This is a genomic window from Lapidilactobacillus bayanensis, assembly GCF_003946695.1.
Lineage (GTDB): Bacteria > Bacillota > Bacilli > Lactobacillales > Lactobacillaceae > Lapidilactobacillus > Lapidilactobacillus bayanensis.
On sequence record NZ_RHOX01000002.1, the window covers coordinates 112,640 to 128,212 of the forward strand.

Genomic DNA, 15,573 nt, shown 5'->3' on the forward strand with positions numbered 1-15,573 from the left:
ACCGCTATTGTAACCGCAATATTCACGATTGTACATAGAAACTTCACTCTTTTAGTGATTGCAATCACTGATTAATTTTATAATATCTGACCATTGCTTTTAATTACTTTTTTCAACCAATGATAGCTCTTCTTGGGAATTCTCTTCAGATCGCGTAAGTCATGATTCGTTCGATTAACATATACAACGCCATAACGCTTACGCATATCGCCTTGCGAGCTCAAAATATCGATCAATCCCCAACCAAGATAGCCCACGACATCAACACCATCAATCTCAACAGCATCTTTCAGCGCTTGAATATGGTCACGGTGATAAGCAATTCGATAATCATCTTGAATCTCGTCTTTGCCGTCCCATTCTTCAATCACACCAATCCCATTTTCGATTGGGAAAATTGGCTTTCGATACCGATTCCACATTTTAACGATAATATTACGAAAACCTAAGGGATCAATTTGCCAATTCCATTCTGTCGTTCTCAAATTAGGATTATCTTGGAAATAATCATCTGTATTCGTTAATAAGTCCGCAACATCTTGAACTTTATCCGCGTTAATCGTCGTTGAGCGATAATAACTAAATGGCAAAAAGTCACTTGATTGATCGCGAATAATTGCTAAATCACCCGGTTGAATCATCGTAAATTGCTTCTGTTCGATTAAATTAGTAAATGCTGGTACGTAACCTCTGCCGGTAAAAGCATCCAACAAATTATAATTATAAAACTGATTAATTTGTTCTGTATAAAAATTATCTTTAGGTTTAGAGGTTGCTGAATAGAGTTCGGTATAGGCTAACATTCCCCCAATTTCGTTAGTTGTCTGCTCGTGTAAATATTTCGCTACTTGCGCATGAGCCAACATCACATGGTGAGTAATTGTCAAAATGTTTTCCAAAGTAGCCGGTGTAGCCAATGCACCAGCATAAGTCGGTGCACTTGGTGTTGAGTAAAGATTCTGTTCATTAAATGTCAACCAGTATTTAACCCGATCTCCAAAACGGTCAACCATTTCCTGACCATAACGAACAAAGTCCGCAACAACTTCTCGGCTCATGAAACCATGATACTTCCTAGCCAGATTCAGCGGCATATCAAAGTGGTACAAACAAATCATCGGTTCAATCCCACGCGCAATTAACGCATCAATGAAGTCGCTATAGAATTGAATACCTTCTTCGTTAAATTCACCCTCACCATCAGGTTGAACCCGACTCCAAGAAATTTGAAAACGATAGCAGTTCATTCCCAAATCTTTCATCAAATCAAAATCTTCTTGATAACGATGATAATCGTCGGTTGCTACTTTCCAATCTGAACGATGCTTACCAGACTCGATTAAATCATAAACAGATGGGCCTTTACCGCCTTCATTGTATGCACCTTCTGTTTGCATACTAGAAACGGAATTACCCCACAAAAAATTTTTACGTAACGTTTTCGTTGTCATACGAAACCTCCGAAAGTAATTGTTAGTTGTATTATAACCGATTGGCTTCAAAAAGAAAATCAGTCTTTAATAAATAAAAGTATAGACTTTTGAAATTTGCAATGCTACTATTTAATTTGTTAACCGGTTACAAAAATCTGAAAGGTGTTGAACATTCTTGAATAAATTCATTGATTTTTTAAATGAAAAAATCATGCCGATTGCTAGTAAACTCGGTAGCAATCGTTACTTAACAGTGTTGCGTGATGCTTTTATGCTCTCATTTCCGCTGACGATGTTTGGATCAATTATTGTCGTCATCAACAACTTGCCCTTCTTTAGTAAAGATACTCAGGCAACATTAAACCAGTTACTTGGTAACGGGCAAAATGCCACTATGAGTATCATGACCGTTTTCGTTACGTTCGGTATTGGCTACTACTTGTCAAAATCTTACGATGTTGAAGCTATTTTCGGTGGTGCTATTTCTTTTGCTAGTTTCTTACTATTAACACCTTTTACTGCGACAACTGACAAAGGTGCCAAAATTTCTGGCGTGTTAAGTTTAGATCGTCTTGGCGCTAAGGGAATGTTCGTTGGTATGTTGGCTGCCTTCGTTGCCGCCGAAATTTATTGCCGTATCACAAAAAAGGGTTGGCAGATTAAAATGCCAGATGGCGTTCCACCAGCAGTTGCGAAATCATTTGCGGCGATGATTCCTGCAATTATTACATTATCAGTTTTCTTAATTATTAATGCTATTATGACTGGTATCTTCAATACTAATTTAAACGATGTCATTTATGATGTTATTCAAAAACCATTAACGGGTTTGGGCGCAAGCTTACCTGCAACGTTAATTGCACTCTTCTTCGTGCAATTACTTTGGTTTTTTGGTCTACATGGTCAAATTATCGTCAACTCAGTTATGGATCCAATTTGGAATACACTGATGTTAGATAATTTGGATGCTTATAAGGCTGGTAAGCATCTACCTCATATTATTACCAAACCATTTATGGAAACATTCACTGTTGGTTTAGGTGGCTCTGGTATGACCCTTGCTGTTGTATTGATCATGGTTTTCTTACTAAAGAGTAAACAATATCGTGACATTGGTCGATTAGCATTGGCACCGGGAATCTTCAACGTTAACGAACCCGTTATCTTCGGACTCCCAATCGTTTTGAATGCTTCAATCTTTATTCCTTGGATTATTACACCACTCATTGTCACTTCATTAAACTACGCTGTAATGGCTATAGGACTTGTACCTGCTCCAACTGGTGTCTCTGTTCCTTGGACCGTTCCCGTATTTGCCAGCGGTATTTTAGCAACCAATTCAATTTGGGGTGGCGTTTTACAATTGGTCGATGTGGTCATTGTTGGTCTACTATGGTTCCCATTCATGAAGTCATTAGATAAACAAGCGTTGATGAGTGCAGAATAGCCAGTTTCTTCCTTATCAAATATCAAAGTAGAATCGACTGTCAAATAAGAGGTATAATAAATCAGGTAAATATAAAGATTAGATTAAGGAAATAATGATGACAAAATATGAATCAATCGCTGGAGTACTCAAGCAACGTATTCAAGATAACATCTACAAAACTGGAACACTACTTCCTAATCAAACTGATTTAGCGACCGAATTTGGCGTTAGTCGCATGACGATTAACAAAGCGATTAACATTTTAACAATGGAAGGCTTCGTTTCTTCTCAACGTGGTTTTGGAACTAAAATTTTAAATCACCCACTTTGGAACAAAGACGTCTCACCTGTCAATGAATACCGCGGCCTCTCATTTCAAATGGGCCAACAGCAACGCAAAATTACTAGCCAAGTCATTTCTTTTACCGTTGCCTTTCCAGATTCAGATATGCAAAAGCGACTAATATTAACGGCTCAACAACCCGTTTATCAAATCGCGCGGTTAAGAATTGTTGATGACGAACCCTTTATTCTTGAACGCACTATTATGCCGGTTGACTTGATTCCTAATTTAACTGACAGTATTTTAAAAAAATCAATTTATCGGTATATTCAAGTTGATTTAGGTCTACAAATTGCGGGTGCTTATCGAAATATTCAAGCATCGCGTGCAGACGACTTTGATATTAAATATTTAGATTGCCAACCAACGGATCCTGTTCTAGAAGTTGAGCAAGTTGCCTATCTCAAAAATGGTCGTCCCTTTGAATATTCACGCAGTCGCAATCGCTATGATAAACGCGGCTACACTGAACTAGATATGCGAAATTAAAACAATTATAAAAAAGGACCGTTCAATTAGTAATGCACACTTCCATGTGCTAATTGAACGGTTCTTTTTAGAACAGTTGCTTGATTGCTAACTACTTACTGAATCTTTAGTTCTGATTTTTAAATTGCGCTTATTTACACGGATAAATACTTTGGATCATGTCCACACGGGCAAACACAATAACGTTGTTCTCCTGAAAAATAGTTGTAATTGATAACCGCTACCCAGTCCTTTGGCGGATTAACAACAACCATTTAACGACTTTTCCTGACTTACTATATATTCTGACTACTAATTTGTGTAAAATAGTAATGAGTTTATTTAATTGCCGACACCTTTTGCACCGATTAAATCATGTTTTTAATCTAGGTTGCACAACTTTTATTTAGGAGTTCTAATTTTGAAGAAAATATACGTGTTGCGTGGCGTTCCCGGTTGCGGTAAGTCAACTTTTATACGTCACTACCATTTGGAACCTTACACAATCTCAACTGACAATCTCCGTTTACTTTACGGAAATCTGAAGTACATTTACGATGAAAAACAGGAGAAGATGCGACAGGTTATTCCCCAGAAGTATAATGAACAAACTTTTAAGCTACTCTATAGTTTAATTGACAATAAGATGCAACGGGGCGAAACAATTTTCGTTGATGCAACTCATCTTTACCCTGATGCTTTTGAAGCCTATCATGAATATGTTGAAAAGTACCACTACGAAATGATTTGCATTGACTTTACGAAAGAAATTAATCTAAACGAATTATTAAAACGTAACTTGACACGAATTGATTTTCGCTGGGTTGATCCAGAGGTGATCAAACGTATTTACAAGTTCGCCAAAAGCCACCCTCGCTTACCACGTTGGGTCCACCAAGTTACACCCAACCAATTTGCCAACACGTTATATATAGGAGAAACTGATCTTTCCACTTATCGAAGCATTGCCATTATTGGTGAAGATGCTGATTTCCGTGGTTCCTTGAAACCCCACGAATTTTATATTAGTTATAATCACGATTTTGCCCGTAAACATCATCATTCAAAAGATGTCATCTTCATTAATCGCGATCTTTCCACTTGCCGAGATCGCAATGCTTACACTGTTTTTCCTTTTAATTTTAAAGAAACCCATTACCTAGCAACTAGTCGAACCCTACGCGATGAATTTATTGGTTATATCAAGAATATCCACGGTCGCAATCTTTACAACTTTGGCTTAGCTAACTTAACCGACTTCATGCAAGAATTTCCAGTGAATTCATCACGGATTAAGCAGATATCTTTGAATAACTTTAAACAAAGTAGTATTAATAGACTAGCGTAATTGACGGAACAATAACTAAGGAGTTAATCATGTCAGAACCAGTTAAAATTGCTTATCTATATGAAGATCTTATGAATACTTACGGCGACAGTGGTGACGTTAAGATTCTACGTTACCTACTTGAAACCGACGGCTATCAAGTTCAAGTTGACAATGTGAGTCTCGGTGATGAATTTGACAGTAATGATTATGACTTTATTTTCTTTGGTGGTGGTCAAGATTTCGAACAAACGATTGTTGCTAAAGATTTACAACGTCATCAAGCAACCTTGCGTGATTATATCGAGGCTGGCAAACCGATGCTAGCTATTTGTGGCGGTTATCAATTACTTGGCGATTATTACATGACCAGTGATGGCGGCACGATCAAAGGATTAAGCATTCTACCCCTACACACCATCTTTAAAGCGGATAGTCGAATGATTGGTAACACTAAAATCAAAACGCCCTGGGGCGAAATGACAGCTTTCGAGAATCATAGTGGCCGTACTTATTTCGATAAAGACTCTGATTTACAACCACTTGGTCAAGTAATTGAAGGTTACGGTAACAATCCTGAAGATAAACAAGAAGGTGTTCATTACAAGAACACTATTGGTAGTTATTCTCATGGTCCAATATTACGTAACCAAAATGTTGCTGAAGCAGTTAAAAAGATGATTATCGTCAATCATCAAACTCGGATTACCATTCCAACCATCAAAAATAATTAAATGACAACTCGTTAATAGCTTAAATTAGTTTAAACGCAGGTTTCAATATGTGGTCAAACTAATTTAGGTTATTTTTTTGACATTGAAGCAAATATTTCCGGTAATATGACAAGCTATTTTTTAAAAAAGCTAAGTTTTAAGTCTTTTTTTCTAAAAAAATGTAAATATAATGTTATTTCTTCAAGAAAAGGTCTCGAAACAATAAAATTATTTTACGAAAATAGTTGAATAAAAAGTCTGTATGCGCTTTAATAATGAATATTCCAAAAAAATACGCCATTTTATGCAGTTTAGTAATGATTTCGATTTCTATCATTACAGAATCATGTCTTTTCTTACAACGGTCTCTAATTTTGTAACTTAACTGAAACCGGATAAGCATAGTCGTATGTTAATCTATAAACATCGATAAATTGATAAGCGCGCAGCAATCAATTAAAAAAATAAAAGGCAGGTTCTTCAATCTATGAAATTCACTAGTACACTCAAGAGAAACTTTGCATTAGGTTTAGGCGCAGCAGTTCTTGCAGCTAGTATTGCATTCTTGAATCCAGCACAAACTCACGCCGCAACTATTACTGTTAAAGCTGGCGACACAGTTTCTGCATTGGCATCAACATACAAGTCAACTATTTCAAAAATCGAAAAAGACAACAAAATTAGCTCTAACCATATGATCTATGTTGGTCAATCATTATCTATCAATGGTACAACTAATTCAGCTTCACAAGTCACTGTTAAAGCTGGCGATACTGTCAGCGGATTAGCTGCACAATATGGCACAACTATTGCTAACATTGAAACTTTAAACAACATTGTTGGTCATGTGATCTATGTTGGTCAAGTACTGAACATCTCTAAATCAGCTACTACAGCAGTTCCTGCTAAGACAGCTACCGTTGCTAAAACAACTTCTACAAGTTCAGCTCGTACTACTACTACGGCACGTACCACTACAACACGCTCAACCGCTGCTGCTAAAACAACTACTTCTACTCGTAGTACTACTTCATCTTCATCCGTATCTGGCTCTGAAGCAAGTGCACGCGCAGTTATCGCTGCACGCGAATCTGGCGGTAGCTACACTGCTCGCAATGGTCAATACATTGGCAAGTACCAATTAACTTCAAGTTACTTACATGGAGACTATTCAGCAGCTAATCAAGAACGTGTCGCTCAACAATACGTTACTTCACGTTACGGTTCATGGACTAAAGCATTGGCATTCTGGAATGCTCATGGCTGGTACTAAGATATAGTCATCTTATAAATTTCAATCTAGTTTCGAAGCATACGAGATAAATAGCTCGTATGCTTTTTTGTTGTTTTTTAATCATTAGATAGCAATTCTCATATCGACGTTATGACTAACTATTAATGTACTTGCTTGTTCTTATCACACACTGTGCTCGAAGCGCTATAACGACTCACTATTTAAAGTCGCTCTATCTTATTCATTTCAGTACCAACCCATCTGAACAATTCATCAAAAAGTTTTTAAAAATTTAACCCACAGTGGCCTAAACCAATATTTTCTGATAAAATACGTTATTCTAGTATTTAGTTTAAAATTATCGGAGGATTTTTATGACAATCGTTTGGCTTTTCGTACCAGCACTCGCTTGGGGTATTCTGCCACTAGCAATTGCCTACATTGGTGGTAATGCAAAGAATCAAATTTTTGGGACTGCTATCGGAACATTAATTACTAGCTTTTTCGTCTTAGCCTTTAATGGTTTTAATATTTCAGCACACAATTTTATACTCGCCATGCTAGCTGGTGCCTTTTGGATTGGTGGGCAAATCGGCCAATATACGGCGTATCAAAATATCGGTGTATCAAAAACTATGCCCGTCTCAACCGGTCTTCAATTAATCGGAACGTCATTAATCGGTGTACTTATTTTTGGCGAATGGTCAACGATAGCTGCTAGAATTCTTGGCTTCATTGGTATTGCACTCTTAGTTGCGGGTGTCTTTTTAACCGCCTATACTGAAAATAAAAATAATGCCAACCAGAAAAACTCGCGCCAAACTTACCTCGTTTTAATATCGACAACGATTGGTTATTTGATTTACAATACACTTCCCAAGGCGATGTCAGCCTCCGGACTAGCAATCTTCTTCCCTGAGTCCATTGGGATGGTCTTAGCCGTTTTGAGCTATTTGCTCAGCACAAAAAGTCTTAGAATTGTTACTGAGAAAAAGAGTTGGTTAAACGTTATTTCTGGCTTAATCTTCTCGATCGCTGCTATTACTTATATTTTCTCCGTTCGAGATAATGGTGTTAACACTGCTTTTGTTGTTGGTCAGCTCTCGGTTGTCCTTTCAACAATTGGTAGTATGATTCTGTTAAAAGAGCATAAAACAAAACGTGAGCTATCTGCAACCATCCTAGGATTAATCGTCATTGTGACCGGCGCGATTATTACAACGATTGGCTAAGCCATTACAAAAAGAGGTAGCGCTGAAATTTTCATCTCAGTGCCACCTCATTTACTATCTAAAACTGTTTTTGTTTAGTCTTCCTGGTTCCCTGAAGTGAAGAGCGAGTGAATTGACTCGTTGTTATAGATTCGTTTAATTGCGTTAGCTAATAAGCTGCTGACAGATAAACGAATAAGTTTAGGAAATTGCTTTTCTTCAGGAATTCGAATTGAATCTGTCACAATAACTTCTTTCAGTACAGAATCTTGTAGCTTCTCAGCTGCACCCTTAGAGAAGATGGCATGAGTTGCACAACCGTAAATTGCTTTAGCACCGGCTTCATGTAAGGAATTAGCAGACCAGACCATCCGACTTGCTGTATCGATTAAATCATCAGCAATAATACAAATCTTACCGTCAACATCGCCGATAATATCAAGTGGATCAACACTAGGGTTGCTATCACGTTTATCGACGATAGCAATTGGACAATTAAAATATTCTGCTAATGCGCGAGCACGTTTCGTTGAACTATGATCAGGTGCAACAACCACAATCTCGTCAGCAGTTCCTAGCTTTTTATCCAAGAAATACTGCGCTAAAATGGGTAAAGCTTGTAAGTGATCAACCGGGATATCAAAGAAACCTTGAATTTGATCAGCATGTAAATCAAGCGCCACCACGCGATCAGCACCACCGATTTCAATCAGGTTAGAAACTAACTTAGCTGTGATTGGTTCCCGTGAACGTGTCTTGCGATCAGCCCGCGAATAGGCAAAGTAAGGTAGAACAACGTTAATTGTGTGCGCACTTGCACGTCGTAAGGCATCTAACATGATCATCAGTTCCATAAAATTCTCGTTAACCGGATCATTAATTGATTGGATAACGAAGATATCATCACCACGAACAGTTTCATCAATATTAATTTGAATTTCACCGTCTGCGAAATGTTTAACTGATGTTGTTAAGAGCGGCACATTTACATGCTCAGCGACCGATTTTGCCAAATCAAAATTACCATTTAACGCGATTAATTTCATTGGATGACTATTATTACATCTAGTTGCCATTTGTTCCTCCAAAAGTTTTATCTATTTAATTTACTTAAATCGTTGTTGTTACTCTTATTATAGTTGAAAGCGCCAGCGCTGACCACAAAAAATCTCTTCTCTTAACGAATTACTCGATTAATCAAACTTATTTTGCTAATTATTACTATTTTGAAAAGATAATTCTTAATAATTGCTTTTTCTTATACAAAAATAGACAATTGAACATATTAAGATTAAATTTCGAGGTTGAATGATGGGTAAACAACAAGCAAAACAGCAAACTGAGACTAGTTTCGGTAAATGGCTCATTGAGATGATTATTCTCGCCGCCATTTTATTCACTGGGGTGCAATTGATTTTTTATTTTGTCTTAGCAAAAGACGTTGTCTCTGGTCCATCGATGGAAACTTCTTTCAATGATGGTGATCGGCTCATTACTTATCGGCTCGGTAAGATTAAACGCGGTTCTGTCGTCGTCTTAGACGCACCAGATGAACCAGGTACATTGTATATCAAACGGGTAATCGGCTTACCAGGTGACACTATAGAGGCCAAAAATGACACTTTATACGTGAATGGACAGAAAGTTAACGAATCTTATTTGACAAAATACGCTACTGGTCAAAACTTCACTGAAGACTTCTCTCTTAAGTCAAAATTAGGCGTCAATAAAGTTCCTGCGAATAGTTATTTCGTCATGGGGGATAATCGACCGATCTCTAAAGACAGTCGCCGCATTGGATTTATTAAGAAATCAGCAATTAAAGGCGTTGTGCGTTTGCGTTATTGGCCATTGAATAAAATTCAAATTTTCACCAATTAATTAAATTAGCTAGACAAAAAGGAGCCGGGCAAAAACCCAGCTCCTTTTTTGGTATTGTTGATTATCGGACGTAATCCCATTTTTGTTTCACATTTTTTTGCTACTTTTAATTAGCCGCACGGCCTTTATATTCACCATTTGAAGTATTAATGACTAACTTCTCACCAGCTTGAATAAAGTCAGGAACGCTAACAATTAAGCCAGTTTCCATAGTAGCTGGTTTACCACCACCGGTAACTGAACCACCTTTAATTGAAGGCTGCGTTTCAGTTACCGTTAATTCAACCATGCTTGGCAACATAACGCCGATTACTTCTGCACCATAGAATTGAATTTGAACATTCGTATTTGGTAACAAGAATTTCAATTCCTGTTCAATACTGTTCGTAGCAATTTCATATTGATCATAAGTTTCTAGATCCATGAAATAAGCCAATTCATCCTGCGTATAAAGATATTGCGCTTGTTTCAAATCGATAATTGCTAATTCGATTTTTTCACTCGGACGCATCGTTGTTTGTACAGTAGAACCTGCCCGAACATCGTATAATTTCATTTGCATAACGGTATTGCCTTTGCCGGGTTTATGATGATTACTCTCCAAAACCTTGATCAACTTGCCATCCTTAATAAACGTCATACCAGCTTTTAACCCAATTGCTTCCAAAAGTATCGCTCCTTTTAATCACTTATTTATCTGCGTACAAAATAATCTTTCGTTCAAATCACCGATTAGTTCTTACTTTTACTAATTTTCAATTATTTTTAAACGCTATCAATTGTCATTGTAACATATAATGTAAGTGGAACCTATTAACTCATAATAACCGTAATTGGTAATATGTTTTAGACAAAATTGTCAGAATTATAATTTTACCTTTTTAGAATCAGAGCTCGCAAAAATTAGCGCGAATACTGCAATTAAAACCGCACAGAAGATAAACAAAATTGGATACGAGAACGACTCAATGATCAATGCACCAATTAAAGGTCCGATTGCACGACCGGCAGAAGCAGCAATTGTCACCATGCCTTGATAACGCCCCTTCTCTTTGAAAGACGCCCGTTCATTAACAAAAGTGGAAACCGCGGGAAATGCAATAATTTCACCAATTGTCAATACTGCCATGCCTAAAACAAACCAGGAAAACTGATGTGCAAAAATCAAAATTAGAAATGAACTGCAGAAAAAGGCAAATCCTGTATATAAACGACCTCTTAAATGTTGCAAGAGATAATCATCGAAATGGGTCAATAACGGCTGCAATAACACAATTAAAACCGCATTGATCGTCCACAGGTGACTGTAAAGTTTAACATCCATCCCTAAGTGCAGCATATAGGCAGAAATATTACTTTGCCACTGCTCATATGCAATCCATGCAACAAATAACGTTAGTAATAGTAATAGAATTGGCAATTTATCGCGAGTTTTTTGATGATCATCAGCAATAACTTTACTCTTACTAATATTTTGCTTGGCAGCATCCAAGTTATGAAACGTTATAGCGGCCATCATAAAAAAAGCGACAAACATGCTAAAAGCAATTGCAAAAATATATTCGATACCCAAAGGTAAAATATAACCAACAATTAAAGAACCAAATACCAATCCCAGGTTACTAGTAAAATAGAGAACATTAAAAACATAACTAGGTTGTTTACTGCGAATTAAAGTCGCAATGGAATTAATACATGTCGCTACCACGCCGTTGCCCAGACCCAATAGCACTAACAAAACAGCATAGATTGGCCAGCCATGCCAAAAAATTAATAGTCCAGCTGAGACAGTCGCAGTAAAAATACCAATTAGAATTGTCGGGTATGGTTTCCAGTTGTCAAACAACCAACCGCCCAAATAATTCCCGATAATTGTAAAAACTGAATTAATCAACAAAACAATCCCCGCAATTGTTAATGTTTCATGTAAATACTCATGCATATAAATTGTTGTCAATGGCCAAATAAAACTAATACCTGTGTTGGTAATCAATGAACCTAAAAAGAGCCATTTTAACTTAATCGGATCTCGTCGCAACCTGTTACACTCTCCCTCATGAAATCTTATAATCTAGCCTATCACGAGTAGTAGTATAAAAGCAACCCCTTTTTACGACGTATATAACATTCATTGTCCCCTTAACAAACATTTAGTTGCTAGCCATATTTAACTTTTCCTTTAACAAGTGCCGCATAGCGACGTTATAAACAAAAAATAACAGGAACTAGGATTTCTGTCCTTGTTCCTGTTATTTTTATTGTTGTGAACTAAAGGTCCAAGCATCAATGTCGTAACTAGCAATGCCATTCACCAAAAATCTTAAGCGAACAGCACGTTTTGACTAATCAGCAGACCTGGTTTAACTATTTAATCTTCGTCTTCGTCGTCATCATCGACTTCAACTAAATCTTCCCATGCCGTTTTACCTAGCTGTGCTTGTAACAATCGAGTTTGGTGGTTATTATAGCCACGCAGTTTTGTCAAAAAGTCTGCTAAAACTGGTCGATTCTCTCGTTGCGCTAAGATAATAGCCCGATCAATAAACATGTTAGCCGTGGTAAAATCATGAGCTGTTTCATTAACAATGGCACTTGCAGTTTGATATTTTAACCGTGGTTCTTCTGAGATCTTCGTATATTGCGTATACTCTGCAACAGTTGCTGGTGGTAATTCATTCTCATCGAGTAAAATTGTACCAAGTTCGTCTAATTGTTTGCGATTTTCTGCAATTAAATCTTGATAGAAACCTTGTAATGAAATAGCCTCTGAACCCTTTAAATACCATAATGCTTGATGAAGTTTAACATCAAAATACCAGAGATTAGCAACAATGTGACCACTCATTGCACCAGCTGTTGGTTTATGATGATCAATGTCGGCCTGCTTTAATTCTGCTTGATATTTTGCTTCGATTTCTTTTGTATTTTCCATGGAAAGTCCTCCCAAATAATTAATCGTTTTATAAATCCTTAACTTTAACTTTTTCGACTTCGTAGCCTAACTTAGTAACAATGTCGCTTAATTTTTCAGCATTAGTTTGACTATCATCAATATCTGCTTTAACTTTACCTGCGTTGAATAATACTTTGACTGTGCCAACACCAGGTTCAGCCTTAATTGCTGTTTCGATCTTTGTTAAACATGATGGGCAAGTTAGGGCATCTAATTGTAAAATTACTTTTTTATTCATCATGAACAACCTCTTTTCATTTGATACTTAAAGTATAACTAATCTTCCGTTTTAAAAAATTGATTAATATCAAGTTTTGTTAAAATAAACTATTTTTCTTACTTTTTATTTTTAATACTAGTTTTAGTTACAACTCTTTACTTTTACCATAACTGATTAAGCGCATGGCATTAAAGATAACAACCAAGATACTAGCTTCATGTACAAACATACCACTTGCCATATAAATGAAGCCTGCAATTAGTCCAAGTAGTAAAAATGCGACAACGGAAATGGCAATCACAATATTTTCTCGTGTATTTAAGACCGTCTTCTTGGCTAATTTATACGCATGAACTAAGGCACTAAAACTAGATTGCATTAAGACAACATCAGAGGTTTCAATCGCTACATCAGTTCCACTACCCATGGCAATACCAATGTCTGCCGTTGCTAATGAAGGACTGTCATTGATACCATCGCCAACAAAAGCCACTTTTTGACCGGCCGCTTGGAATTCTTTGACGAAATTAACCTTTTGATCTGGCATCAGTTCAGCACGAACTTCATCGATTCCTAGTTGTTGGGCGACATAATCTGCCGTTTTTTGATTATCACCAGTTAACATCACGAGATGCTTAGCCCCTGCTTGTTTTAACGCGGCTAAAGCAGCTGCGGCTTCTGGTCGAACTTCATCAGAAATACCGAAGATTGCTGTCACAGCTTGATCAATTGCAACGATGACCACTGAACTGCCTTGCTCCTGTAACTTGGTTAAATCAACTTGTTGCTGTGCAGTCAACACGATCTCACTGGCAGTCATTAACTTAAGATTGCCCACTGCGATTCGCTGACCATTAATCTGAGCAATGATACCTTGCCCTTTAATCGTTTCACTATTATCAATTTTTAAATCATGATACTGCAGCTGTTGTGCTGTCGCGTATTGTTCAATCGCACGACCTAAGGGATGATCTGATAAACTTTCCACTTTAGCGGCCATCAATAATGTTGTGTTTAAAGTATCGTTATAGCTTTTAACTTCAGAAACCGATGTCGTACCCTTAGTTAACGTTCCAGTTTTATCAAAGACGAAAGTATCAATCCTAGCGAAAGTATCCATAACTTCGCCGCCTTTAATTAAAATACCCCGTTTTGCACCATTACCAATTCCTGCAACGTTAGAAACAGGCGCACCAATTACTAAAGCACCTGGGCATCCTAATACGAGAACCGTAATTGCTAATTTGAAATCACGAGAAAAAATAAAGACTAATAATGCAATGATCAAAACCGCTGGCGTATAATATTGGGCAAAACGATCAATAAACTTTTCAGCATGAGATTTGGTATCCTGTGCATCTTCAACAAGTTCAACAATTTTTGCAAAAGTTGTATCATCACCAACTTTTGTCGCTTTGATCTTTAAAAAACCATTACTTAAAATGGTCCCTGAATACACTTTATCTGTCAATGTTTTGTTTACTGCACGTGATTCGCCTGTCACTGCTGCTTCGTCAGCATAACCATTACCTTCAACGACAACGCCATCAACTGGAATTGCTGCACCGGTTTTAACTAAGACAACATCATTGACGTCAACATCATCAACATCAACTTCTTCAATGCTACCATCTGCTTGAACTACTTCTGCTGTTGTTGGTGCCATTTCAGTTAAGGACTTAATTGACGCCCTCGTCTTTGATAATGTCTTTTGTTCTAGATAATTACCAAATAAGAATAAGAAAGTGACAACTGCTGACTCATTATATTCTCCAATAATAAAGGCACCAATTACGGCAATCGTTACGAGTAGTTCAATACTGATTGTCTTAGCCCGTAAAGCTTGATACGCGTGCATAGCAATTGGTATAACTGCGATTATTGAAGCTACTGCCAAACTTACTTGATAAATCAAATTATTTCCCAGGAAATATTTACTGAGGTAACCCAAAACAATCAGTGCTGCTGTTGCTCCGGTAATTTGATTTGTGTGCTTTTGAATAAATAATTGAAATTTCATCTATGTCTACTCCCTTTCGACTTGATGATTTAAGTGTACCTGCTAGCAACATAGAATAACTTGACGTAGATCAACTTTCTGAAATATCTTTAAAAAATTATGTCGAATATTTTTTTGATGCAACTTACTAATAAGGGTATGTCGGAAAATCAAAAAATATTCGTTACTGTAGAAAGTTTACTTATCTTTTGGAGATTAGTTGCCTATTTCCCTAAATCTTCTTAATGATAAACACTAAAATCTCATTAATCGAATTGATTTATCGACTTCTTGACAACACCTAATTGATTACAATTTAATTGATAAAGCTTACCGTGACAATTACCAAGGCGTTTTTAATG

General features: G+C 36.9%; 14 protein-coding genes. 7 read left to right on the forward strand and 7 right to left on the reverse strand.

Annotated elements, in window-relative coordinates:
• Positions 1–77 precede the first annotated feature (77 nt).
• Positions 78–1,451: a glycoside hydrolase family 1 protein gene (locus EKM65_RS01370; RefSeq protein ID WP_125604741.1), complete on the reverse strand. Its 1,374-nt coding sequence runs from the start codon at positions 1,449–1,451 to the stop codon at positions 78–80.
• Positions 1,452–1,608: 157 nt separating this feature from the next.
• On the opposite strand from EKM65_RS01370, the gene celB reads away from it, so the two are divergent.
• The 6 genes from celB (at position 1,609) to EKM65_RS01400 (ending at position 8,179) form a co-directional block, all read left to right on the forward strand.
• Entirely contained in the window at positions 1,609–2,880 is a 1,272-nt protein-coding gene (celB, locus tag EKM65_RS01375; RefSeq protein WP_125604743.1) for a PTS cellobiose transporter subunit IIC, read from the forward strand.
• 97 nt (positions 2,881–2,977) lie between these two features.
• Positions 2,978–3,694 (forward strand): GntR family transcriptional regulator, encoded by a 717-nt coding sequence (locus tag EKM65_RS01380; RefSeq protein ID WP_191987308.1) that lies wholly within the window; start codon positions 2,978–2,980, stop codon positions 3,692–3,694.
• A gap of 400 nt (positions 3,695–4,094) precedes the next feature.
• Complete coding sequence (locus EKM65_RS01385) at positions 4,095–5,021, forward strand: AAA family ATPase (protein WP_164506766.1); 927 nt, start codon at positions 4,095–4,097, stop codon at positions 5,019–5,021.
• A 29-nt stretch (positions 5,022–5,050) separates the two neighbouring features.
• Entirely contained in the window at positions 5,051–5,734 is a 684-nt protein-coding gene (locus EKM65_RS01390; protein WP_125604749.1) for a type 1 glutamine amidotransferase, read from the forward strand.
• 466 nt (positions 5,735–6,200) lie between these two features.
• Positions 6,201–6,986 (forward strand): aggregation-promoting factor, encoded by a 786-nt coding sequence (gene apf / locus EKM65_RS01395; RefSeq protein ID WP_125604751.1) that lies wholly within the window; start codon positions 6,201–6,203, stop codon positions 6,984–6,986.
• 335 nt (positions 6,987–7,321) lie between these two features.
• Positions 7,322–8,179 carry a GRP family sugar transporter gene (locus EKM65_RS01400; protein ID WP_125604753.1) on the forward strand — a complete coding sequence of 286 codons (858 nt, stop codon included), beginning with the start codon at positions 7,322–7,324 and terminating at the stop codon, positions 8,177–8,179.
• A 74-nt stretch (positions 8,180–8,253) separates the two neighbouring features.
• Here EKM65_RS01400 and EKM65_RS01405 read toward each other — a convergent pair whose 3' ends face one another.
• Positions 8,254–9,234: a ribose-phosphate diphosphokinase gene (locus EKM65_RS01405; protein WP_125604754.1), complete on the reverse strand. Its 981-nt coding sequence runs from the start codon at positions 9,232–9,234 to the stop codon at positions 8,254–8,256.
• A 235-nt stretch (positions 9,235–9,469) separates the two neighbouring features.
• On the opposite strand from EKM65_RS01405, the gene lepB reads away from it, so the two are divergent.
• Positions 9,470–10,039 carry a signal peptidase I gene (gene lepB / locus EKM65_RS01410; RefSeq protein ID WP_125604847.1) on the forward strand — a complete coding sequence of 190 codons (570 nt, stop codon included), beginning with the start codon at positions 9,470–9,472 and terminating at the stop codon, positions 10,037–10,039.
• Between the two features lie 106 nt (positions 10,040–10,145).
• On the opposite strand, the gene efp is transcribed toward lepB, so the two are convergent.
• From efp to EKM65_RS01435, 5 genes are all read right to left on the reverse strand, one after another.
• Positions 10,146–10,712 carry an elongation factor P gene (gene efp / locus EKM65_RS01415; RefSeq protein WP_263853602.1) on the reverse strand — a complete coding sequence of 189 codons (567 nt, stop codon included), beginning with the start codon at positions 10,710–10,712 and terminating at the stop codon, positions 10,146–10,148.
• 192 nt (positions 10,713–10,904) lie between these two features.
• Entirely contained in the window at positions 10,905–12,077 is a 1,173-nt protein-coding gene (locus tag EKM65_RS01420) for an MDR family MFS transporter (RefSeq protein ID WP_125604756.1), read from the reverse strand.
• Between the two features lie 330 nt (positions 12,078–12,407).
• Positions 12,408–12,971: a ferritin-like domain-containing protein gene (locus EKM65_RS01425; protein WP_125604758.1), complete on the reverse strand. Its 564-nt coding sequence runs from the start codon at positions 12,969–12,971 to the stop codon at positions 12,408–12,410.
• A gap of 28 nt (positions 12,972–12,999) precedes the next feature.
• On the reverse strand, positions 13,000–13,230 hold the full coding sequence (locus EKM65_RS01430; protein WP_125604850.1) for a heavy-metal-associated domain-containing protein: 231 nt from the start codon (positions 13,228–13,230) through the stop codon (positions 13,000–13,002).
• 127 nt (positions 13,231–13,357) lie between these two features.
• Positions 13,358–15,232, reverse strand: a complete 1,875-nt coding sequence (locus EKM65_RS01435; protein WP_125604760.1) for a heavy metal translocating P-type ATPase — start codon at positions 15,230–15,232, stop codon at positions 13,358–13,360.
• Positions 15,233–15,573 lie beyond the last annotated feature (341 nt).